Origin of the sequence: Carboxylicivirga sediminis, assembly GCF_018156225.1 — a bacterium.
GTDB classification, from domain to species: Bacteria; Bacteroidota; Bacteroidia; order Bacteroidales; family Marinilabiliaceae; genus Carboxylicivirga; species Carboxylicivirga sediminis.
Genome location: NZ_JAGTAR010000001.1, coordinates 119,825 through 141,754, shown reverse-complemented (window position 1 = coordinate 141,754; position 21,930 = coordinate 119,825). Strand labels below are relative to the sequence as shown.

The 21,930-nt window shown below is 40.1% G+C and carries 18 protein-coding genes; 17 read left to right on the top strand and 1 reads right to left on the bottom strand.

Going from position 1 to position 21,930, the window contains the following annotated elements:
• The first annotated feature begins 9 nt into the window (after window positions 1-9).
• From KDU71_RS00575 to KDU71_RS00535, 9 genes are all read left to right on the top strand, one after another.
• On the top strand, window positions 10-735 hold the full coding sequence (locus KDU71_RS00575; protein WP_212187945.1) for a hypothetical protein: 726 nt from the start codon (window positions 10-12) through the stop codon (window positions 733-735).
• Window positions 736-898: 163 nt separating this feature from the next.
• Entirely contained in the window at window positions 899-1,912 is a 1,014-nt protein-coding gene (locus KDU71_RS00570) for a zinc-dependent alcohol dehydrogenase (RefSeq protein WP_212187944.1), read from the top strand.
• A gap of 82 nt (window positions 1,913-1,994) precedes the next feature.
• Window positions 1,995-2,759 (top strand): SDR family NAD(P)-dependent oxidoreductase, encoded by a 765-nt coding sequence (locus KDU71_RS00565; RefSeq protein WP_212188175.1) that lies wholly within the window; start codon window positions 1,995-1,997, stop codon window positions 2,757-2,759.
• Between the two features lie 95 nt (window positions 2,760-2,854).
• Window positions 2,855-4,312, top strand: a complete 1,458-nt coding sequence (aldA, locus tag KDU71_RS00560; RefSeq protein ID WP_212187943.1) for an aldehyde dehydrogenase — start codon at window positions 2,855-2,857, stop codon at window positions 4,310-4,312.
• 100 nt (window positions 4,313-4,412) lie between these two features.
• A complete protein-coding gene (locus KDU71_RS00555) occupies window positions 4,413-5,504 on the top strand; it encodes a mandelate racemase/muconate lactonizing enzyme family protein (RefSeq protein WP_212187942.1) in 1,092 nt (363 codons plus the stop codon).
• Window positions 5,505-5,574: 70 nt separating this feature from the next.
• Window positions 5,575-6,621 (top strand): aldose epimerase family protein, encoded by a 1,047-nt coding sequence (locus KDU71_RS00550; protein ID WP_212187941.1) that lies wholly within the window; start codon window positions 5,575-5,577, stop codon window positions 6,619-6,621.
• A gap of 93 nt (window positions 6,622-6,714) precedes the next feature.
• Complete coding sequence (locus KDU71_RS00545) at window positions 6,715-7,716, top strand: L-rhamnose/proton symporter RhaT (protein WP_212187940.1); 1,002 nt, start codon at window positions 6,715-6,717, stop codon at window positions 7,714-7,716.
• 54 nt (window positions 7,717-7,770) lie between these two features.
• Entirely contained in the window at window positions 7,771-8,871 is a 1,101-nt protein-coding gene (locus tag KDU71_RS00540) for a sugar kinase (RefSeq protein WP_212187939.1), read from the top strand.
• Between the two features lie 82 nt (window positions 8,872-8,953).
• Window positions 8,954-9,625 (top strand): bifunctional 4-hydroxy-2-oxoglutarate aldolase/2-dehydro-3-deoxy-phosphogluconate aldolase, encoded by a 672-nt coding sequence (locus KDU71_RS00535; protein WP_212187938.1) that lies wholly within the window; start codon window positions 8,954-8,956, stop codon window positions 9,623-9,625.
• 968 nt (window positions 9,626-10,593) lie between these two features.
• On the opposite strand, the gene KDU71_RS00530 is transcribed toward KDU71_RS00535, so the two are convergent.
• Complete coding sequence (locus KDU71_RS00530; RefSeq protein WP_212187937.1) at window positions 10,594-11,415, bottom strand: AraC family transcriptional regulator; 822 nt, start codon at window positions 11,413-11,415, stop codon at window positions 10,594-10,596.
• Between the two features lie 178 nt (window positions 11,416-11,593).
• Here KDU71_RS00530 and galK point away from each other — a divergent pair, with 178 nt between their 5' ends.
• From galK to KDU71_RS00490, 8 genes are all read left to right on the top strand, one after another.
• Window positions 11,594-12,760 carry a galactokinase gene (gene galK, locus KDU71_RS00525; RefSeq protein ID WP_212187936.1) on the top strand — a complete coding sequence of 389 codons (1,167 nt, stop codon included), beginning with the start codon at window positions 11,594-11,596 and terminating at the stop codon, window positions 12,758-12,760.
• A 16-nt stretch (window positions 12,761-12,776) separates the two neighbouring features.
• A complete protein-coding gene (locus KDU71_RS00520) occupies window positions 12,777-13,790 on the top strand; it encodes a uroporphyrinogen decarboxylase family protein (RefSeq protein ID WP_212187935.1) in 1,014 nt (337 codons plus the stop codon).
• A 45-nt stretch (window positions 13,791-13,835) separates the two neighbouring features.
• A complete protein-coding gene (locus tag KDU71_RS00515; RefSeq protein WP_212187934.1) occupies window positions 13,836-14,504 on the top strand; it encodes a cobalamin B12-binding domain-containing protein in 669 nt (222 codons plus the stop codon).
• A 1-nt stretch (window position 14,505) separates the two neighbouring features.
• On the top strand, window positions 14,506-15,864 hold the full coding sequence (locus KDU71_RS00510) for a uroporphyrinogen decarboxylase family protein (protein WP_212187933.1): 1,359 nt from the start codon (window positions 14,506-14,508) through the stop codon (window positions 15,862-15,864).
• A 52-nt stretch (window positions 15,865-15,916) separates the two neighbouring features.
• Window positions 15,917-16,831 (top strand): CobW family GTP-binding protein, encoded by a 915-nt coding sequence (locus tag KDU71_RS00505; RefSeq protein WP_212187932.1) that lies wholly within the window; start codon window positions 15,917-15,919, stop codon window positions 16,829-16,831.
• Window positions 16,831-17,553, top strand: coding sequence for a vitamin B12 dependent-methionine synthase activation domain-containing protein (locus tag KDU71_RS00500; RefSeq protein ID WP_212187931.1), 723 nt, complete (start codon window positions 16,831-16,833; stop codon window positions 17,551-17,553). Before KDU71_RS00505 ends, KDU71_RS00500 begins: the two co-directional genes overlap by 1 nt.
• A 166-nt stretch (window positions 17,554-17,719) precedes the next feature.
• Window positions 17,720-19,102, top strand: coding sequence for a T9SS type A sorting domain-containing protein (locus KDU71_RS00495; RefSeq protein WP_212187930.1), 1,383 nt, complete (start codon window positions 17,720-17,722; stop codon window positions 19,100-19,102).
• Window positions 19,103-19,287: 185 nt separating this feature from the next.
• Window positions 19,288-21,801 (top strand): glycoside hydrolase family 2 protein, encoded by a 2,514-nt coding sequence (locus tag KDU71_RS00490; RefSeq protein WP_212187929.1) that lies wholly within the window; start codon window positions 19,288-19,290, stop codon window positions 21,799-21,801.
• Window positions 21,802-21,930 lie beyond the last annotated feature (129 nt).

Below are 21,930 nucleotides of genomic sequence, written 5' to 3'. Positions count from 1 at the left end.
GTATCCACAATGGACTTATTCAAAAAGAGAAAAACGATAGATGGCCAATTATTGCTGTTTATGACATTGGCTATATTATTGTCGTGTAACAGTGATTATCGTTTTGATAGAGACATAGTATTTGGACAAGGATGGACTGTTGTGGCTACAAAATCTGTTGATAACAATAGCACTATTTACGGCAAGCATTTTGATTTAGAAATAGACTCAGAAAAGATATATCTTTTAACATTTGATGATGGTTTACATCTTAGCTCATTGAATGTTAATAATCATAAAGTCGTTCAAGGCACTTTTGCCGATGGAACACTTTATTTTAACCTGACACCATTTTTGAATGAGTCAGGGCTTGCCAATAACCTGGAACTTTGTATCAAAGATGCATCAGAACAAGAGCAGTGTAAGAGTTTGTTAAGGGGCTCTAGTTTATTGTGTGTTAATAAACTATTTATGTCGAGCATCAAGTATGGTTCAGTATTTCATATGGCCAACAGAAGCATAGATATTGTTATTCGTAATAGTTATGATACTGAGCGACAAGGTATATTAAAATACTCATATTTTAAAGATGAAAAGATTGTCAAAATATACACAACGCCGGTTTTTATCTCTGCCAATTCAGAAAATCTCTATCAACATACTATTGCAGATGAAATACCTGACCTAACAACTGTCGAATGTGAACTATACAGTCAAGGTGCTTTAATGGACAAGCATGAGGTGGTTATCAAATAAACCCCATAGGTTATCATCTAAGTCAATCAGTAAGCCAAATTATATTTCACCCCTTTATTTAGCATTTTTCACCACCCTATGTCTGGTAAAGCTCAAGGTAAATTTGAAGCGATAAAGAACCAATTACCAGAATTTTAGTCAGAAAACAATATTACATAAAACTATGAAAGCAACATTATATGAAGGTAATAAAACCTTCGCTGTAGTAGAAAAGGAAAATGAAACTCCGGCAGCCGGAGAGGTTAGAATCAAAGTCGCTTACTGTGGTGTTTGCGGTACCGATGTTCATATCTACCATGGTATGATGGATCAACGTGTAAATATTCCTCAGATAATCGGACACGAAATGTCTGGTACGGTGGATGCAATAGGCGAGGGTGTAACAGGTTTTGAAGTGGGAGAGAAGGTGACTGTCCGTCCCTTGGATAACCGACTGGAAGCAGAATCAGACAAGGGCTTTGGGCACATTGCCAAGAAATTGAAATTCATTGGTATTGATAGTCCTGGGGCGATGCAGCAATACTGGAATGTACCAGCTTTTACACTTCATAAGTTGAACCAGACAACCGATTTGAAATTGGCAGCCTTGGTAGAACCATTGGCTGTGGCATGTCACGATGTGCGTCGTGGTCGTTTGCTTCAGGGTGAAACAGCTGTTGTACTGGGAGGTGGACCAATTGGTTTACTGGTTGCCATGGTAGCCAAAAGCAAAGGCGCTAATGTTGTCATTTCGGAAGTCAATGATATTCGCATTAAAATGGCCGAAGACATGGGCTTCGAGGTAGTTAATCCTGTTAAAACGGATTTGGTAGCGTATATTGAAGAAAAGACCAACGGTGGTTTGGCCGACGTAGTGTTCGAAGTAGCAGGTGTTCAGCCATCGTTAGATGTGATGACCGAAGTGGCTGGCATACGTGGTCGTATTGTGATGGTGGCTATTCATGGTGAGAAAAAGCCGGTGGATTTATTTAAATTCTTCTGGAAAGAGCTGGAATTGATAGGTGCACGCGTTTACGAAGGAGAGGATTATGAAGAGTCAATTGACCTGATTACTAAAAATGAACTGCCATTCGAAACACTTATCACTGCTGTTGAACCACTGGATAATATACAGCAATTGTTTGAGCAAATCGATACCAATCCCAATGGGATGAAGTATTTGGTGGATTGCCAGTAATGGTCTCATCAAGTGACATATCGAGGACATCAAAACAATAAATGATCAAATAAGCAAATCAACAAATAGTATTAAAATGAGCATCTTAAATAAATTTTCATTAGAAGGCAAAGTAGCCTTGGTTACAGGTTGTAAAAGAGGTATTGGTATGGGTATGGCAGTGGCTTTGGCTGAGTCAGGTGCCGATATAATTGGTGTTTCCGCATCTTTGGAAAAAGAAGGTAGTGCCGTTGGTAAAGCGGTTGAAGCAGCCGGTAAGAAATTTACTGCATACACCTGCGACTTCAGTAAACGAGAATCGTTGTACGCATTTATTAAAGAAGTTAAGGCCAACCATCCGGTGGTGGATATATTGGTAAACAATGCAGGAACCATCCTGCGCACACCCGCAGCTGAGCATCCTGATGAAATGTGGGATAAAGTGATTGAGGTGAATCAAAACGCTCAGTTCATCCTTACGCGTGAGTTTGGTAAAGAAATGGTAAAGCGGGGTTCTGGTAAAGTGGTGTTTACGGCATCGTTACTAACATTTCAGGGAGGTATTACAGTGCCAGGTTACGCAGCCAGCAAAGGTGCTGTTGGTCAGTTAACCATGGCTTTTGCTAATGAGTGGGCTTCAAAAGGTGTGAATGTAAACGCGGTGGCTCCAGGTTACATCGACACTGATAACACAGAAGCATTGCGTAATGACCCTATTCGTTCGGAGCAGATATTAGCACGTATTCCGGCTGGTCGCTGGGGTAAACCAGAAGATTTTGCAGGTCCTGTCGTCTTCCTTTGTTCTGAAGCAGCAGCCTATATGCATGGAAGCATCGTTTTAGTCGATGGTGGCTGGATGGGACGTTAATTTCAAATGTAGAGACTTAATGAGAATTGAGCAAAAGCAAGCGACTCATATTTCATTTCGCAACACTCAATGTTTCATACTAAAACTTAATAATTATGAATACCACCAATTTAAATTTCAAGCAATACATAAATGGGCTTTGGGTTGAGCCTTCTAATGGCCAAACAGCCGATGTACTTAATCCATCAGATGATAGTCTGGTGGGAACAGTGGCCAATGGCAATGAAGAAGATGCCATAAAAGCATTGGAAGCTGCCGAAGCAGCGCAAAAAGACTGGGCAAAGATACCTGCACGTAAGCGTGCAGAGTTGTTATATGCATTTGTAAAAGAAATAAAAGCAAACAGAGAAGAGTTAGCAACTGTATTGACCAAAGAACAAGGGAAGCTTTTTAAGGTTGCCCGCTTTGAGGTTGATGTATGCTGCTCATTTATTGAATATGCCTGCGAATGGGCCCGTCGCATTGAGGGAGACATAGTGCCTTCCGACAATGAGAACGAACAAATCTGGATTCAGAAAATTCCACGTGGGGTGGTAGTAGCTATCACAGCGTGGAATTTTCCTTTAGCATTGGCAGGTCGAAAGATAGGTCCAGCTTTGGTAGCTGGTAATACCATGGTGATTAAGCCAACTACTGAAACACCCATTTCGACACTAATGTTGGGCGAGTTAGCAAAAAAAGCTGGCATTCCAGACGGTGTATTAAACATTGTTACAGGCCCTGGGCGTACTATGGGAACAGCCCTTTGTAAACACGAAATTACTAAGATGGTAACCATGACGGGTTCTACACCTGCTGGTCAGGCCATCTTTAAAGCGGCATCTGAAAATCTGGCTCATGTACAGCTAGAGCTTGGTGGTAAGGCGCCTTTCATCGCCTTCGAAGATTGTGATATTGATGCTGCGGTGGAAGGTGCTCTACACTCACGTTTCGACAATTGTGGTCAGGTATGTACGTGTAACGAGCGTATGTACGTGCATGAAGCTATCTATGATGAGTTCATGGCCAAATTCATGGCCAAGGTAAAAAATATCAAAGTGGGTGATCCGTTCGACGAGGCCTCTGATATGGGAGCCAAAGTTAACAAGTCGGAATTGAAGCACATGCAGGAGTTGGTTGATGTCAGCATAAAAGAAGGAGCCACATTGGCTTATGGCGGAAAAACACCAGACGGAGCAGAGTATGAAAAAGGAAACTGGTTTATGCCAACTATCCTGACGGATGTAAAGCAAGATATGACCATTGTTCATGAGGAAGCATTTGGACCCATATTACCGGTTATTAAGTTTAACGATTTTGACCAGGTAGTAGAGTGGGCCAACGACTGTGAATTTGGTTTGGCAGCCATGGTTTATACGAATGATATGAACCGTGTGATGCGTCTTAACAGCGAATTGGACTTCGGTGAAATCTATATCAACAGAGGGCATGGAGAATTGCATCAGGGCTTTCACAACGGCTACAAAATGAGTGGAACAGGTGGTGAAGATGGCAAATATGGTTTTGAGCAGTATCTGGAGAAGAAGACCTTCTATGTGCGATTTAAAGCGTAATAAGACACAAGATGTAAGACATAAGTATTAAGACTAAGGGTGATTAGTAAAGTAATAAATCACCTTATGTCCTGATACTTGAATCTTGATATTAAGACTAATGACAAAGATTAAAAACATACATACCCAACTCTTCAAAGTTCCATTAAAAGAGGTGTTGTCGGATGCCAAGCATGGCGACCATTTTCATTTTGAACTCATAACGGCGACCGTAACGCTTGAAGATGGCACGGAAGGAACCGGTTATACTTATACCGGAGGAAAAGGTGGTCATGCCATTAAGGCAATGATAGATTTCGATTATGCACCTGCTTTACTCGGTAAAGACGCTGAGAATATTGAAGACCTGAATGATATGATGTGGTGGCATGCTCATTATGTGGGGCGCGGCGGTATTGATGCTTTTGCAATGGCGGCTGTTGATATTGCTTTGTGGGATATCCGTTGTAAAAATGCAGGTGAACCACTGTGGAAAGTTGCTGGTGGTACCAACAATACGTGTAAAGCTTATTGTGGAGGTATCGATTTGATGTTTCCATTGCCAAAACTACTGGATAGTATTCAGGGCTATCTAGATAGAGGTTTTAATGCGGTTAAAATCAAGATTGGTCGCGATAACCTGGATGAAGATATTGAGCGTATCAGGGCGGTGCGTGAATTTATTGGCCCAGATGTGACGTTTATGGTAGATGCCAATTACTCCATGAGTGTTGAGAAAGCCATTGAAGCAGCTAATCGCTTTAAACAGTACGATATTTACTGGTTTGAAGAGCCCATCATACCCGATGATTACAAAGGTTACGCTGCAATCGCAGAAGCCACAGGAGTACCTTTAGCGATGGGAGAGAATTTACATACGATTCATGAATTTGAGTATGCGATGGCTGATTCTAAGTTGTCATTCGTTCAGCCCGATGCATCTAACTGCGCAGGTATCACCGGATGGTTGAAAGCGGCAAAGTTGGCTGCTGAAAATAATATTCCGGTTTGTTCACATGGAATGCAGGAATTACATGTAAGCCTGGTTTCATCACAGCCTAATGCCGGATGGATTGAGGTGCACAGTTTCCCCATTGATGAATATACACATCGACCATTGGTGGTGGAGAATCATCGTGCTGTTGCGCCTGATACACCAGGTATTGGAGTTGAATTCAATTGGGATAAACTAGCACCATATAAAGAAAAATAGTAGTCATTAGTCAGTGGTCAGTAGATGTTGGTTTACTACTGTCTGCTGACTGTTTTCTAATAATTAAATCATGAAATCCACAACTCAACTTTTCGGACAATTCCAAAATCAGGATATTCACTTGTATACTTTGGAGAATGATAATGGTATGCTAGTGAAGATGATGGATTTTGGTGCCACCATTACATCCATAACAATCCCGGGTAAAGATGATAAGCCTGTTTCTATAGCATGTGGTTTTGATTCGTTTGACGAATATTTTGCTGATGTTTATAAGGCCAATGCGCCCTACTTTGGATGTACAGTTGGGCGTTACTGTTCGCAGATAAAAGATGCAAAGTTCTCGTTAAATGGAGTTGACTATCAATTGGCGGCCAACTGTGGCGATAACAACTTGCATGGCGGAATGATTGGTTTCGATAAAAAAATATGGAAAGCCAAACCAATAGGAGGAGTTGGGAAGGTGGGTGTAGTATTCACCTTAATTAGTGATGATATGGAAGAAGGCTTTCCGGGAACCGTAAAAGCTGAAGTGACCATCGAGTTGAGCAATGACAATGAATTAATTCTCAACTATAAGGCTGTAAGCGATCGGGATACACCTTTATCCATGACAAATCATACTTACTTTAACCTTTCAGGATTTGAGCGAAGCGTGGAAAGATTTAAAGTACAAGTGTTATCCAATAAACGATTGTTAAGTGATGATACGGGCGCTTGTTTAGGTGAAGTAACTGATGTAACAGATACTTTAGAAGATTTGCGCAATGGGCGTATTATTAAAGATGTTCACGAATCCATTGGGGATGGTTTCGAACATTTCTATCTGTTTGATTATGCAGAAGAAACCTTGAGTAAAGTGGCCCGGGTAAGCGATGAACAGTCTGGTCGCACATTGGAAGTGTACTCAACGGAGCCATGTATGTTGTTTTACACCGGCAAATACACATCCAATGAATTGCAGCGGTCTGAATCTGAAAAATACGGGAAGTATCAGGGTTTTTGCTGCGAAACACATCGTTGGCCCAATGGTCCCAATATTAGCGGTTCGCCAAAGTCCATCACCAAAGCCGGAGAGGAGTTTAAGAGCACAACAGTATTTAAACTAAGATTCTAGGAGCTAGCATTGGGTCTCTTTTTGATAATAGTTAACTAAAAAATAAGTGCACTGTGCATAATGCATTGAGCACCGAATAAAAAATCTAAAGTTATGATTGGAATTCTATTTGCCATATTTGCAGGCGTTATGCTGGGCTTCTATGCCATGCCCGAGAAATTTGTAAAAAATTATCAATTCGAAAATACATGGGGACTTTGTTTTCTCTTTATGTTGTGGATTGTGCCTGCTATACTGGCCTTTTCTATGATTGATGGATTTGCCCAGGTTTTGAGTGATGTGGGGGCGCCAATTTTATTGAAAATGCTTATTCCTAGCTTCCTATGGGGCGTTGGCATGTTGCTTTGGGGAAAAGCCATTAATCACATTGGCCTGTCTTTGGGATTTTCCATTTTCATCGGTACCATTGTTTTTATCGGGTCGGTTTTACCATTTTTTATTCATGGGTTACCTGCAACCAATATTCTTGTTGCAGTGCTGATTGGGATTGTAATAATTTTGATAGGTATCATTATGAATGGCCGGGCAGGTATTCTTCGAGCAGGTGAAAATAAAAAAAATGCGGGTAGTTCATCAATGGCAACAGGTATCATCATAGCTGTGGTTGGAGGATTGCTTTGCACAGGTTTTAACGTAGCTAATGAGTTTGGAAAGGATGCCATAGCAGCTGCCGTTCAGAACAATGGCAACGAAAGCTGGCTGACTTCAGTAGCTTCAATGTTTATTGTATATGTATCTGGCGGATTGTTTGTGATTCCTTATTTCGTCATTCAGATATCCCGCAAAAAAATGTGGGGTAGTTTTAAAGTGGCTGGAGCCAACAAAAATGTATCGTTAACAGCGTTGATGGCTGCATTAAACTTTACAGCTTCTGTATTATTTGCCTACTCTGCCTTTGTATTAGGGAAAGCAGGAGGCACCATTGGTTATGCCATTTTTAATACCATGTCGGTGGTTGTAGCCGTTGTTGGAGGAATTGTTACTAAAGAATGGGTGACAGCACCGGATAAAGCCAAAACGGCACTTTATATTGGATTGGCCGCTATGATTATTGGAGTTGTCATTATTGCGTATGGTAACGGACTAGCAGCCTAAAGCTTATCTTCATAAATTATATAAACTCACAATTCAATCAATAATAAAACAGCAATGAGTAAATTGATTATTAAACCGGCATCAGAGTGTGCGTACGATTGTATTTCATTAGGTGAAGTAATGTTAAGACTCGATCCTGGAGAAGGACGTATACGCACCACACGCTCCTTTGCTGTATGGGAAGGCGGTGGCGAGTATAACGTGTCACGTGGTTTAAGAAAATGCTTTGGTAAGAAAACCGCTATTGTAACGGCTTTGGCAGACAACGAAATTGGTGCTTTAGTTGAAGATTTGATGTTACAAGGAGGGTTGGATACGCAATTTGTCAAATGGGTTGATTATGATGGCTGCGGACGAAGTGTTCGTAATGGATTGAACTTTACCGAGAGAGGGTATGGAATTCGTGGCGCAAAAGGTGTATCTGATCGTGGCAATACAGCCGCATCACAATTAAGGCCTGGAGATATTGATTGGGAATACATTTTTGGTACTCTTGGCGTTCGCTGGATGCATACCGGAGGTATCTTCGCTGCTTTATCTGAATCGGCAGCCGAAACGGTTATTGAAGCCGTTAAGGTGGCTAAAAAATATGGAACCATTGTTTCTTACGATTTAAATTACCGGCCATCCTTGTGGAAATCCATTGGTGGTGAACGAAAAGCTCAGGAAGTAAACCGGGAAATTGCCAAATACGTTGACGTAATGATTGGCAATGAAGAGGACTTTACTGCTTGCCTGGGTCTTGAAATTGAAGGAAATGATCAGGATTTGAAAGAACTTGACATTGAAGGTTACAAGGTAATGATTAAGTCAGCTATTGAGGCTTTTCCTAATTTCAGTGTTATAGCCACAACATTACGTACTGTAAAATCGGCAACCATCAACTCATGGGGAGCCATCTGTTATGCGGATGGTAAGATTCATGAGGCAATACATCGTCCAAATCTTGAAATAATGGACCGTGTGGGAGGAGGCGATAGTTTTGCATCAGGTCTTATTTATGGTTTTATGGAATACAACGATGGCCAAAAAGCTGTTGACTATGGTGCTGCACATGGCGCATTGGCGATGACAACTCCTGGTGATACAACCATGGTAACGCTACCCGAAGTAGAAAAAATTATGGGCGGTGGAAATGCACGGGTTGATAGGTAATTAGTATTTATAAGTAATTAGGTAGTGGCAAAAGGAGGTTGAATAATTCTGCCTTTAACACTTCCTTCTGACTCAGTTTTATATGTCAAGATATACAAGAATAGAGGTTTATCAGGCAATGAAAGACACAGGTGTAGTACCGGTTTTTTATCATGCCGATATTGAAGTTTGCAAAGCCGTTGTGAGAGCTTGTTACAATGGGGGTATTCGCGTGTTTGAGTTTGTTAATCGTGGCGATTTTGCCCATGAATTGTTCACAGAGCTGAATAAGTATGCCTTAGCTGAATTACCAGGTATGATTCTTGGTGCTGGCTCTATTGTTGAAGAGGGAACAACAGCGTTATATATTCAGAGTGGTGCCAATTTTATTGTATCGCCATTGCTGAATGAGACAATGGCAAGGATCTGTAACCGCCGAAAAATAATGTGGGCGCCTGGTTGTGGTACTATATCTGAAATTAATAAGGCGCAAGAGCTGGGTTGTGAAGTGGTAAAGGTTTTTCCGGCTTCCGAAGTTGGAGGACCTTCATTTGTAAAAGCAGTTAAAGCACCAATGCCATGGACCGACATCATGCCAACAGGTGGTGTTACTTGCGATAAGGATAATTTGGAAGATTGGTTTTTGGCAGGCGTCACTTGTGTAGGCATGGGTTCAAATCTGTTTCCGAAAGAGATAATGGATAAGAAGAATTGGGAAGCATTGGAAAACAAGGTGAGAGAATTGGTTGCAACAATTAAGGCAGTTAAAGTCTAAATTATTCTTGATGAATTAACGAGTTATAATCTTATAGCTATTGACAGTATTAATTTTTTTCTGTCAAATCACAGTAACGAACTATTATACTGATTGTTTTATCAGATGATGACAGTTGTCCTGACTTTGGTTTTTTAGGGTAGAGAGTTTTTTAAAACGCCTCATTTTGATAAACTTGCCAGCGAAGGTGTAGTGTTTAAGCAGGCTTATGTGGCCGTTGCAGTATGCTGACCTTTGCTGGCAGGAATGTTAACCTGGAATTGCTTGCAATGTTGTGTATATGAGGACAATAATGTGTAAGTAAGCATGGATAATAATGCATTCTTAAGTGATGATTAGATGGGCTGGCCTTTTGTTCGATACACATTGGTGACTGTATGAAAGATCTAGATTAAGCAACAAGTTACTTTGGAGCTTCTCTGACAGGCTTGGTGAATTGAATGATTTAAGTAATTATCGGAGTAAAATAATCTGGCAGACAAGTTGCTTGAAAAGCTGAAGATTCTATACAAAAAACTCTTTGAGTGGGAATGCACACTAGTGTGTTCCAAGTGGATGCTGAAGCTGGAATTTGAGAAAGATGCAATAGAAAGAATGGATAAGTAACAAAAAAAATATTATTAACCTGAGTTCGATTTAAATTTTACAACTCAGTTCTTTATCCAAAGCTTGTTAATTCCACTTACAAACAGCAATTTTCTACTTGTAACAACTTAAAATAGTCCGGTATTCTTTCGTTGATATACACTTGAAACTTACTATTTGTAAGCGTTCTGAGTTCAAAATTTCACGTCGAACTCAGTACCCCATGCGCCATTGCGCAATATTCAAATATCTAACAAATGCATAAAAAGCTGTTTGTCAATGATATGGGTGTTTTGTTAGATAGAAGGTTATTAGCATTGATGCCAAAATTTTGGTTTATAACTTTTTATAGTTTGACCGATACTCCAAAGGTGATTTTCCACTTATTTTTTTAAAGCACTGGTTAAATAGGCCACAGAACTGAATCCACATTCAAAGCCTATTTGATTGGATGATAGATTAGTGTTAATGAGTAGTTGCTGTGCATAATCAATGCGCGTTTCTTTTACAAATTGGGAAAAGGTTCTGTGCGTTAGCTTTTTAAAGAAACGGCAAAATGAGCTAACATTCATTTCAACCAGTTCAGCTGCTTTTTGAACGCTAATATCTGCCATGTAATTATTCATTACATACTCATGTATTTTCTTTATTCGGTCAGAGTTGGTAATCAACAAGCTATTGAAGTATTCTTTGGATACGATGGTTTCATAATGGCCTTTCTGAAACAAATCAAGAACTTTAATCAGTTTAAGTAGTCGGTCAACGCCTTGGTAACTAGGGAAATTACATATCAAATTAATAATATCCACACAATCATCACCGGGTTCATATTTTAATCCATACTTCGCATTGTTTAATAGTAGGTTGACTGCTTGCATTTCGGGTAAGCCAGCAAAGCGTGTACCAAATATAGAGCGGTCAAATTGGATGTAAATCGACTCGCATTTCTCATTATTATCAGGCTCAAAAAACACTGTGTCTGAAAACCATGCGTGAGGAACGTTGCCACTTAACAAAACCAAATCACCTACTGCAAAAGGACTAGTATTATCACCAACCACACGGGTGCCATAGCCTTTGGTTATTAACAGTAATTCAAACTCATTATGGTAGTGCCACGAGCGTTCAAAGTATTTGGCCGAATAGGTTCCAACATGAAATGAGTGCCCTTTGTCCAGTTCTATTTTCTCAATATTTGGCCTCAACGTGTAAAATTTTGCCAGTTATACCAATGAAGAGCAAATATAGCTAAATGATTGGTAACTGTCTGAAAAATTATACGCTGCTCGTCATCTAATTTTGAAGTTGACAAAGTGAAGCATTTTTCAAGCCATTAATAAGGGCTTGAGAAAAGCATAATAAACAAATTAAATCCAAAGAAATATGAATACGAATGTACTCAAGGATTTTAGGCAACAATATGGAGATACGCCGCAATTTAAGGCTTGTTCGCCGGGGCGAGTTGATTTAATGGGGAGCCATACCGATTACAATATGGGCTTTGTTGTAACCATGCCGATTAACCTCCTAATAGAGTGTGCTTTTTCAAATACGGATGATGGTTTAATTCGCTTGTACTCATGTAATCTTGATAGTACGGTATCTATCGATGTAAAGACAGGTGAAATGGTTAAAGGCGATGATTGGGGAAAATACATCAGTGCGGTAGCCAAGGTACTAATTGATGAAGGATATGAATTGAAAGCGATTAAAGGAGCCTTATGTAGTACCATTCCATTGGGTTCAGGATTGTCCAGTTCTGCAGCACTTGAAGCAACTACAATGGCCATGATGGCACATGCATCAGGGTTTACCATCGATATGAAGACGATGGCTTTGCTAAGTCAGCGTGCCGAGAATGTTTATGTAGGTGTTAATTGCGGTATTCTCGACCAGTATTCAGTTGTTTTTGGCGAAAGACATAAGGCTATTCAATTGGATTGCCGTGAGTTGTCACATAAGCAGGTGAGCTGGCCAAAGGATATCATGGTGGCCATTTGCAATACTAACAAAGCTCGCCAGCTGCATGGTTCAGAATACGACGATCGTCGTGCGCAATGCGAAGAAGCTGTGGCTGAGTTTGCAAAAGTAGATGCATCCATCAATGCGTTGCGTGATGTGAGCATAAATTTCTTCCATAAGCATAAACACCTGTTATCAGAAAATGCAGCCAAGCGTGCTCAATTTATTATCGAAGAAAATGATCGTACACTAGAGTTAGAAGAAGCATTGACTAATAATGAAGTAGGAAAGCTTGCAGACATCTTTGACCGTTCATTTCAGGGTGCTAAAGATTTGTTTGAGATTTCTGTTCCACAAATGGAAGCTATGTATAAAGCTATGCGAACAGCGCCGGGTTCAGTTGCATCCCGACAGGCTGGAGCTGGATTTGGTGGTTGTATGGTGTCTTTGGTATATAAGGATAAGTTAGAAGAGTTTAAGAAAGGCGTATTTGATACTTACAAAGAATTAACAGGTATTGAGTGCCAGGTGTATGGAGTAAAAACAGCTCGAGGAACACACATTGAGCAGTGTAAAGAATTGGTTTAAAGTACAGGCAAATATTATGACAAAAAAAGAGGTAATAAAGATGGTGCTTGATGGTAAACAACCTCCTTATGTGCCATGGGACTGTAAATTTACCATTGAAGCTTTAGATAAAATGAAAGCACACTATGGTGATGATGTTGATGTGGAAGAGTTGGTAGATAACCATTTTATTAAACTGGGTGCATCAAGTGGATTTAAAATTAATATCGGTAACGACCGTAAGAAAGATATCTTCGGTGTTATCTGGGATATGACTCACGAAAAGGATATTGGTAATGTTGAAGGTTTAGTACTTCCTGAACCAACATTAGATGGCTATGAGTTTCCTGATCCAAATAATCCGATGTTGTATGATGGCATGGAGGAAAAGATAGCTGCCAACAAAGATAAATTTATTCTTTACAGTATTGGGTTCAGCCTGTTTGAGCGCTATTGGACTTTGCGGGGTATGGAAAATGCATTTCTTGACTTTATGATGTATCCTGATTTTGTTAAAGACCTGATGCGTAAAATTGCTGATTTCAACATTGCTGTAATCAAAAACGTGTGTGAACGTTATCCTGAGGTTGACGGTATTTACTTTGGAGATGATTGGGGGGCTCAAAAGAAGCTGATGATGGGTAAAGATGTATGGATAGAATTCATATATCCTGAATTGAAACGCATGTATGCCAATACCAAAGCACATGGAAAATACCAATTGATTCACTCGTGTGGCGATATTGAAGAGATTATTCCCGAATTGATTGAAGCAGGAGTTAATTGTATTAATCCTTTCCAGCCCGAAGTGCTGGATGTTGATGATTTGCTAAATACATACAGAGGAAAAGTAGCTTTCCACGGTGGGTTATCAACCCAAAAAACACTGCCCTATGGTACCGTTGAAGATGTGGTTGCTGAAACCAAACACCTGCTGGAAATGGGTAAAGACGGTGGCTATATCTTTTGTCCATCGCATGCTACCGAAGGTGATACTCCAATTGAGAACATTGTGGCCTTCATCGATTTGATAAAAGCACAAAAGTGCTAGTTGAAGTTTGCTAAAGCTATTTGGTACGATTAAAAAATAGATAAAATGGAAGAGTTATTTGAGCAATTAGCCTATTGTATAGAGTATGGCAAAATAAACAAGCCATCGCCATTTCCACCCGATATGAAAGATAAGGATGGGGCCGATGAAATTACTCAACAACTGCTTAATGAAGGCATTTCTGCAGATGATATTCTGCAAAAGGCATTGATTGTTGGCATGGAAAAAGTAGGCGTGAAATTTCGTGAAAACAAAGTGTTTGTGCCACAGGTATTGATGTCGGCTAAGGCAATGGATGCGGCCATGGCGCATCTGAAACCTCATTTTGCTAATAGCCCGGGTTCACAAAAAGGCACATTCATTATTGGAACGGTAGAAGGTGATTTACATGATATAGGTAAAAATCTGGTGGCCATGATGGTGGAAGGTAACGGCTATGAAGTAATCGATTTAGGAACTGATGTTAAGGCTGAAAAGTTTATTGAAGCTGCTGAACAATACCCGGGAGCTGTTATTGGCCTTTCGGCACTGTTGACCACTACTATGAATAACATGGAAGAAATAACAAAAGCCATCAAATCGCATAATCGCAATATAGCTATCTGCATTGGTGGAGCACCTGTTAATCAGGATTTCTGTGATAAAATAGGTGCCGATAGCTATAACCCGGATCCACAAGGCGTGGTTGAGTTTTTAAATAAAACAGTTGAATGACATGAAAGGCATAGAATTAATAAAAAAAGCAATGCGCTTAGAAGAAGTAGAACGCATTCCGTGGGTGCCATTTGTTGGTTCTCATGCAGGTGCATTGCTAGGAATGACAGCCACTGAGTATTTGCAGTCGAAAGACAACATAGTTAAAGGGGTTAATGAAGCCATCAAATTATATAATCCTGATGGAATACCTGTGGCGTTTGATTTACAGATTGAAGCAGAAGCCTTAGGGTGTCAATTGGTTTGGGCTGATAACAACCCCCCGGCGGTAGTTTCACATCCTCTAAAAGATGGAGTAAGTCTCAATGATTTAAAAGTGCCATGCCCTTGCAAAGCACGTATCCCTTTGGTGATGGAAGCGACACGTGAACTACGCGAACAGCATCCTGATATCGCGCTTTATGGCTTGATAACAGGCCCTTTTACACTGGCGCTTCACCTTTTGGGTACCGACATTTTTATGCAAATGATGATGGAGCCGGAAAAAACGCATCAATTAATGCGGTTTACCACCAACGTTGCCTTGATGATGGCCGGTAATTATATCGAAAATGGCGCTGATGTGATAGCCATTGTCGATCCGATGACCAGTCAGATTGACCCAATGAGCTTTGAAACCTTTGTGTCTCCATACATCAAAGAGGTTAATGAATTTATTCGTGAGGCCGATGCATTAAGCTCGTTCTTTGTATGTGGTAATGCCAAGCAAAACATTGAAGTGATGTGTCAGACCAATCCGGATAATATTTCCATTGATGAAAATATTCCCCTGGATTATGTGCGTGATACTGCTTTAAAGCACAAGGTGAGTTTTGGTGGTAACATCAAGTTAACGGTGGTACTCTTAATGGGCGATGAAGAGGCGTCGCGTCGTGATGCGCTCGAATGCATGGATATTGGTGGAAAGAAAGGATTTATTCTGGCACCAGGTTGCGATTTAGCCATGGAAACGCCGAAGGAGAATTTGGTGGCTGTTTCGGAACTGGTGCATGATGAAATGCTGCAAGGCGAATTACGTGCCTCTGAAGCAAAGCAAATGGATTTAGAAAAGCTGGACTTGAGTAATCACTGGGATGATTCGAAAGTAGTTATCGATATTATCACTTTAGATTCGTCATCATGTGCGCCATGCCAATATATGGTAGATGCAGTTGATCGTGCTGCAGCTGATTATGGCGATAAAGTGGTTTATAAAGAACACCGTATCAAAGAAAAAGAAGGTGTTCAGATGATGATGAGCCTTGGTGTTCAAAATCTTCCTACAATAGTGATGGATGGTAATATTGAGTTTATCTCACAAATACCACCAATTAATGATATCAAAGGGAAGATAGAACATTATCTAAGCAATAAGAATTAAGTTCTATTCACCTGGCAGGCTTTAGTGAGTCTGCCGGGTTTATATCTGTTATATGGCCAAATTCAATTTAATAACTGGTTTTTTGGGAAGTGGAAAAACTACATTGTTGAGTCACTTGCTTGCTGAATTGAGTGTTCAGAAACGTATTGCTGTCATACAAAATGAATTTGCCCCAACTGGTATTGATGGCAAAGAACTAAAGCAAAAAAACAATGGGTTTAAACTGGTGGAAATTAACAATGGTTCTGTGTTTTGTGTTTGTCAGTTGAATACTTTTATCCAGAGTTTGGAGCAGTTAATGGCCAGTTTTCAACCCGAAATAATCTTCCTGGAGGCATCAGGTTTAGCCGATCCGATTAGCATAGTGGAGTTATTACAAAGTGATGGTTTAAAAGATAAAATCACTCTGGATAAAATAATCAGTGTTGTTGATGCACAAAACTTTTACAAAGGCCTAAACACATTGGTGCGATTTAAGCATCAGATAATGATTGCCGACCAGATAATTATCAATAAAACAGATTGTCTGCAAGGTAATATTTGGGATATACAAAAAGATTTGAGAAATCTGAATCCATTTGCAGAGATACAAAGTACTACGTATGGACGCGTTGATTGGCTTTCGCTTGAAGGAAGCAATGCAAACAAAAATGAGGCTGCAGTGCAGTTTATTGGCAAAGAATCAGCAGGACGACCTGATATGAATTCTTGTGTTTTACGTACTCACGATAAAATCGCAGAAACCTCGTTATATGCCTTAATTAAAGAATTACAACAACAATGTCCTCGTATTAAGGGCTACTTAAACCTGAGTGATGGACAGGTGATGTCGGTTCATTCAGTATTTGAAACAGAAGAATATAAAATACTGAAGGGTTACGAAGGTCCAACGGAACTTATTGCATTTGGCAATGAGTTAAATGTGGTTAAGCTACGTCAACTTTTTAAACAATATAAAGAAAACTAATGCAATCGTTGATTTCAGATAATATTGTAAGAAAGCGCTTTAGTGTTGAGGAACTTCAAATTACTGCTGAAGAAGTTGAAAGTTTAGCTCGTATGGATGAGAATTTGCCTTCATATGCCGGGTTTATTGAAGATGAGCTGCTTGGCAGGTTAAAAAATGCTTCAATACAAGGGGGCTATTTAATTGAACCGGCTGAAGTTGTGGATGAAACAATAATCATCGAAGGAAATAACTTTGAAGTCGGACCAACAATAGCAGGAGCATTATCCAATAGTGAGCAGGTAGCTTTTTTTGTATGCACTGCAGGAAATGAAATAAGTGAGCGCGTAAACGAATTAAATGCCAAAGGCGACTGGCTCGAAGCTTACCTGGTGGATGTAATGGGTTCTGTTATGGTAGAGACGGCCATGGATAAGCTACAAGCAATCATCGAAAATGAGTGTGTAGCCAATGGACTGAGAATAACTAATCGTTATAGCCCGGGTTATTCGGGTTGGAATGTAAAAGAACAAGCTCTGCTGTTTTCTTTCTTTCCTGAAAAATTCTGTGGCATCACATTAAGCGACTCCTGCCTGATGCATCCGGTTAAGTCTGTAAGTGGGTTTATTGGCATTGGTACTAAGGTGCGTTACCGAAAACATGCCTGTAGCCAGTGTAATGCGACTAATTGCATCTATAGAAACTCTAAAAAACATTGCGATTTTAGTCATCTGAATGGATAGGGCAAGTTAATTGTTACTTTAATTGATTTAAAAAAATCTGTGAATAGCAGTTTTGTTCGAGAAATTATCATTTACACCCCCATTAAAACACGTTCTGCAGCCTCTATTGAAAGTCATAATAGCCTATTCTTGTAGTGTGAAAAATTTGATTTAAAAGATGCATTATATGAAAAGGTTAGGGTTTATATTGGGCTTAGGGTTGGTTGCAAATTTTAGCGTGGCTCAAGACTGGAAGGATTATCAGGTGCCGGCCAATGCTGGAAAAGGAAATGTTTGGGAATTACAAGCTGATATATCTGACGATTTTAACTATCAGTTTGATGCCGTTACAGAGAAAACCACATTTGCAGATAAATGGACAAACTTCTACCATAACCATTGGGATGGGCCAGGCACCACTTATTGGAAGTATAATCACGTATCGGTCGATGGTAGTGATTTGCTATTAAAAGCGTCGCGGTGGTATCAATCTAGTGAATCCGCACCCATGTCACCATGGCCCAATAAAATGGGTAAGCCCGAAGCCGGGATAAATGCTGGTTGTATAACTTCAACTAAAACTGTTCAATATCCTGTATTTGTTGAGGCCGCTGTTAGTGTTGCAAATATTACTCTTGCATCCGATGTGTGGCTTTTGAGCTCTGATGATTGGCAGGAAATAGACATTATTGAATGTTATGGCGGAGCAGATAATGGTAATGCCTATTTTGCAGAATTTATTCACCTGAGTCATCACTCGTTTGAGCGTAGTGATGATATTATAGACTATCAGCCACGAGATCGTAACAGCTGGTGGGCACGTAGCGATGTTGATAGTTGGGGCGAGTATTGCTGGAACAATGGCGACAGAAAGTATGTACGTGTTGGCGTTAACTGGATAAGTCCATTTCACTTTGAATATTATGTAGATGGTGAATTGGTGCGTGTGTTGTATCATAAGGCTTTTGCTACCAAAATAGGCAACACCTGGTATTATACCTATCCGAGTATGACAAATGGTGATTTGGATATGGATGGAGGTTATCAGAAAGTGACTCAATATGCAACGAGTTCTGCATATTCTTTCGAAACACTTGAAGCAGCCAGTAGCATATCTACAACCAGTGTGATTGACCCTTATAATCATCAGGGTGGCAGCGGTATGAATAAAGCTATGGATATTATTATTAATGTAGAGTCGCAAGATTGGCATGTGGATGCCAATAGGACACCAACGGATGCCGATTTGCTTGATGATGCCAAGAATACGATGAAAGTTGACTGGATTCGTGTTTATAAACCGGTGGAAGGAACAGGTATTAATGATGTCGAATCACAAGGAATCAGTGTTTATCCTAACCCCAATAGCGGACGTTTCACCATCCGTTTTCCTAAAGAAGTGGAGAATCAAACTGTTTATATATATACAGTTCAAGGGCGACAGGTATTTGCCGGGGTTATTTCCGGTAATCAACACGAAGTGGTATTGAATACGCAAAATAAGGGTGTTTTCTTTTTAAGGCTCAACTACAATGGAAAGTCATTGCAAAAGAAACTAATGATAATATAACCTATTCTTGAAGGATGAGTAAAAGTGCGTCGAATATACTTTTTCGGGCTTTTTTGAATCATTTTAATTCCTTTTTTGGGTGTTATTGTATGATTGACAAACTAATATCGAAAGCTTTAAACGCTCTGTTTTGTAATTATTAGCTGATATCAAAAAACCGAAATCTAAATCAAAGACAGGAAGAAATGAAAAAATTAGCTATTGTCCTATCGATATTGTTACCAACTTTGCTCTTTGCACAGCCCAATACAATGGTGTCTCATAAAGAGAACAGTCAGTTGGTACGTGACTTAAGTAGTCAGAAATGGACTATGAAAATGATGTTGCCCGGTGAGGGTGTTAAAATGGGACTCCACAATTTGCCTCCCGAAGACATTGAAACATTGGTTTGGAACTACGCCAAAGTACCCGGTGATGTTTATACTGATTTGTGGCGAGCCGGGGCTATTGACGATCCATATTTCGGGCGGAATAGTGTAAAAGCTCAATGGGTTCAGCAGTATGAGTGGTGGTATGCTACACAGTTTCATGTGAGCGAAGAGATTAACGGTCAGGTTGTGAAGATTGAATTCGATGGTGTTGACTATGCTTGTGATGTGTGGTTAAACGGTCATTATCTGGGTAGTCATGAAGGTGCATTTTCAGGTTTTTCTTTTGTCGTAAATGATGCTCTTCGTATCTCAAAGCATGACTTTTTGGCCAGTACCAATATGTTGGTTGTGAAATTAGCACCTCCTCCGCGCGTTAATGCTTTAGTAGCAGGTAAGAAAACACCTTGGTTTGGTGATTACTGGCGTGATGTTATCCCCTTTGGTATATATCGTCCGGTACGTATGGTATCCACTGGTAAAGTCAGGTTTGAAGATGTGTATGCTAACAATACGGTTAATAAAGATGGCTCTGCTGATGTAAAACTGGAGATGACAGTTGAAAATACAGATAATCAGGCTAAAGAAATGACTTTCATCGCGTCACTGGAAGGGAAAAACTTTGCGATGAAGGAAAAAACGGTGGAGTTTACGCAGGTGATTAAGCCGGGGGTGCATATGGTTGAGAAGACGATACACCTTAATGAACCGCAGTTGTGGTGGCCATGGGATATGGGTAAGCCTAACCTATACAAGGCACGTATCTCTGTTAAGAATGGTGAGATTAACCATGATTTTAATGAAACAGTTTTTGGAATTAGAAAGGTAACTTCAAAGTGGAATCCTGGCTTTAAAAAGGGCGTAGATGTAAGTTTCCCACGCTCTACCTATATCAACGGTAAATTTCATTTTATCCGTTCAGCATGTTGGGGCGGGCCACCCGATATTTTCGTCGGACGTACATCCATTGACGAATATAAAGAGTTGATTCGATTGGCCAAAGAAGCCAACCTGAATAACATTCGTATATTCGGATGGCACCCGCCTGAAATACCCGAGTTTTATCAATATTGTGATGAAATGGGTATGACCGTTTGGCAAGATATGATTCCATTGGGGACAGGTAATATTCCGGATGAGGAAGAGCGCTTAGCAGAGATTTTTAATGAAGGCGTGAGAGTTATTAAGGAGCGTCGTAATCACCCATCGTTGATTATGATGGAAGGAGGTGAAGAGATGTTATTGCGCACACGAGATCCACAATTTGGACGTCGTTTTCTTGAGCGATTAGGCGATTCGTTACAAGCCTATGTCAAATTGCCTTATGTGCCCGATTCGCCTCTGACTTGCCATGTATCAAAAGCTGCTGGATACAAGCCAAAAGAAGCGGTACATGCACTACGTTATTTCTACGATATGGGTAAATGGTTGCACGAAGACTGGTACCAGACTTTGGAATTTCCGATCGTGCCCGAATTTGCAATCACATCTGTTCCATCAGTTGAAAGCCTGAAAAAGTTTATTCCAGAAAATGAAATGTGGCCTCCGGGATTAAGCTGGGGACACCACTGGGCTGATTTAACACGTCTTCGAATGCAAAATTGGGATGTTTTTGATAGCGAGATGACTGGTTCATTGGAAGAGTTTGTAAATGCAACACAAGATGCACAGGGGATTATCTTTCAAAATGGAATAGAATATTTCCGCCGTCAAAAACCTAACTTAAGTGGCATTGCCCTTTGTCACTGGATAACCTACTGGCCCGATATGAAATGGGGTATTGTTGATAATTATCAAAAGCCTAAGCGCTCCTATGATTTTGTGAAGAAAGCCTACCAGCCATTGCTTGTTAATTTTGATTTTAAAAAGCGCCGCTGGAGCAACAACGAGCCTTTTGTTGGGGACATTTGGGTGGTAAACGACATGTTTGAAAGCTATAGTAACTGTAAACTTAAGTTTGAAATAAAAGATGATAACGGAAAAGTACTGGTAGCTCATAAATACGATATTGCCAAGGTGGAAGAGAATAGTGCTAAATCCTTTTTTAAGGTTGAAGAAAAGGTTCTAAAGAGCGTGACCAAGAAGTTTTATGTGACTTTGGAACTAACCAATAAGAAAGGGCATGTTCTAAGTAGCAACGATTACTTTTTCTTAATTGGAGACCAGGTAAAAGCAAAGGAATTCTTTAATAACTGGTGGGATATTCGTAGGCAGCACGAAGCTAAATACAAATATGGCAATTACTATCAGTTTTTTGACGAACTGCTAGAGGAGAATGGAAAGAAGTATGAAAGTGATACGGAGACACCGCGTGCTGTTGGTTATGAGTAAAGTTTAGTTCGAGTCGTAATAATTCTAAAGGGAGAAATGGCATTGCTGTTTCTCCTTTTTTTGGACCTTTTATTAATGTGCTTGGGTTTTACTATTGTCGGCTTAGTTTAATTTATAATCTAAAATGCA